Raw genomic sequence first — 2,477 nt, 5'->3', positions numbered from 1 at the left:
AGTTCGTGGGCTATGGTGCGGGCATTGGCGCTGTAAACAAAGCCATATTGCCCGCCTAATCGCATATAGCCGTGATCGCCAGTGCCGTCGTTTACCAAAAAGATGTAATATGTGTTGTCTTTTGGCTTTCTGTTGGTTGTAAATTTAGCGATGACTGCATTTTGTTCAGGGCTATAGGTAGAAAGGTCGCCAAACTCGTTTTCTGTAGGCAAAGTGCCGTTTTTGAGTTGGTCGCTAATATCAAAAGGGGGTTCAGTGGTGATATGTAGTGTTACCCCTACTTTTTCATAAATTTGCTGTACTTGAGCGATTGCCTCTTGAAGGTTTTGTCCGCTTTGGGTAGGCACTAAAGCTACATTTACTTCTTTAGGTGAGAGGTGTACTAAAATACATTTGCCAATGAGTTCTTCTTTTTTGCCCTTTTTGTCTTTCTTTTCTTTGGCAACGACCCATAATTCTTCCTGCGCAAAGTCGAAAGCTCCCTTACGAGTGATTTTGTATAGTCCTTCACCTTTGCTTTCAGCCTCTACTTTTACACCATTTTCTGTATGGAAGAAGAAATCGTATTTGGTAGTATCGGCGGGTTGTATGCGCAGTTCAAAGCTCGAGGTTTTGCCTTTTACAAGCGCTTTATAAGGTATTTCTCCAGTGGTGTCGTTTGCTAACTCATCGTTGAAGAGCCATTCTACCTTAAAATGTTTGTTGCTAATAGGCGGATTTTTGCTATCTCCTTTTCCGGCTTGTTGGGCTAACTGAGTGCCTTGCTCACGAGTGCCTTTGGCAGTTACTTTGCCACTCTCATCTAACTGATAGACTTTTCCTTGGCTATCGGTGATTACATAGTCTCTGCCCTTAGGTAAGGTCACTTTGGGTGCTATGCCGGTTTTAGGATCTACCTTACCGGTAATGGTGATGCGCCCAGTGATGCTATCTACTTGTATATTGTTTTCGTTTTCTATCTCAAAAGGTATTTTTTGGTCTTTCTTGCCTTTATCTCCAAAGACTTCACCTATACCTTCTTGTATAAACTGTACATTTCTCTCGGTCTCATCATAAGTGGTTACGAGTTTTCCGTCTATGAGTTGGCGTTCGGTATTGAGCTTGATGCCGTTGAACACTACCTTTATTTTAGTGTCTTGCAAATAAGGCACTTTCACATAGCCTTCACCTGAGTATACGCCATTGCTGCCTGTAGCATTGAGAACGGTTACGGGGAAATCACCTGCCCTAAAGGTGGTGTTAGGATACAAGTTATCCTGTAAAGGCTCGGTGTTCTTGATGCGTATTTCGGGTTTTACCCCACATTGCACTTGACTCTTTTCGTCTATCTGCTCGGTGGTGGTAAACTCTTGTTCGGTGCTATACACATAGCTATCTTCACCAAAAACTGAGGTGCTATTGGCTGTGTTTAGACCACAAGCTACGCCCACTTTGTAGATGTAGGTGCGTCCGCGTTTGAGTCCTGTAACTTTGGCATAGGGCATACTCACCTTTTGCGATTTCCACGTCTTGCCTTTCTCGCGATACATCACCTTGTACGGGTATTCCTGATTAGGCATCATCGCCTGAGCACTCCAGCGCAATTGTGCTGAGGTGCCCTCGGTCATCGCGGTGAGCATTCGTGGGGCTTCGCAATTAGAGACTAAATCGAAGTAAAAAGTTTCGGAATTGCCGTTATTTCTAAAGTACGATTGTTCGTTAGGATTGGCAGGATTGTTAGTAAGAGCGCGTACTTGCCACACATAGCGTTTGTTTTCCAATAGAATGGGCATCATATTGGTATACTGTAACGCAGGGGCATTGGTTTTGGTTTGGTATATTAATCTGCCGCTCATAAAAGCCTCTTCGGGCACTAAAGCTAAATCCCATACTTCTTTGAGGGTGAACTCGTACTGCATAAAAGGGGCTATATCGCGAGGCATCCATTGGAAGAGAATATTTTGAAAGGCATTCTTTTTGGTGAGGACTTCTCCTTTTTGGGGCATCGTAAGCACAGGAGGTGAGTAGCGGCGTACTTGTATCATCGCACGCCCTTTGTTGGACACAGGGCGACCTGTAGCTACGTCGTAAAGCGATAAGCCAATAAAATAAGTACCTTCAGGAAGCAGTCCGTTATAAGTCGCCTCATTGATACCGTAGAGATTCTCGTAGCGCAGTAGGGTTTTGAAATCTATATTGGTAAGCGTGCGTCGTACGCCAGGGGATAGGTTTACCAAATAGGGGGTAATATAGTCGGGAGTTTGTGCAATGGTTTGTCCTTGGAAGTTTTCGAGCGAGAATCGTAGTGCAAAAGGTCGTCCGCCGGTAGAGAGGTCTTTGAGCAGGAAATGAGCTTGTATTTTCTGTTCAAAGGTATCGGCATACCCTCTGAGGCTCTGAGGATAGGGTGGGGTGACAAACACTTGTACATCCACAGGATATTGCTGAGCTTGCAGGGTGAAGCTCAGCAAGGTGAGAAGGAGGAGTATATAACGACG

Annotated in this window: 1 protein-coding gene; it reads right to left on the bottom strand. The window is 44.7% G+C overall.

Annotation, left to right across the window (positions count from 1 at the left end; translation table 11 throughout):
* Positions 1-2,477 (bottom strand): fibronectin type III domain-containing protein (locus JMN12_RS15445; protein WP_238423945.1); only part of this gene is annotated, 2,477 nt, incomplete at both ends.

The sequence above is a fragment of the Capnocytophaga genosp. AHN8471 genome, assembly GCF_016806945.1.
Classification (GTDB): Bacteria; Bacteroidota; Bacteroidia; order Flavobacteriales; family Flavobacteriaceae; genus Capnocytophaga; species Capnocytophaga periodontitidis.
Note: the sequence above shows the minus strand (reverse complement) of the source record. Positions and strands in the feature narration are given on the sequence as shown.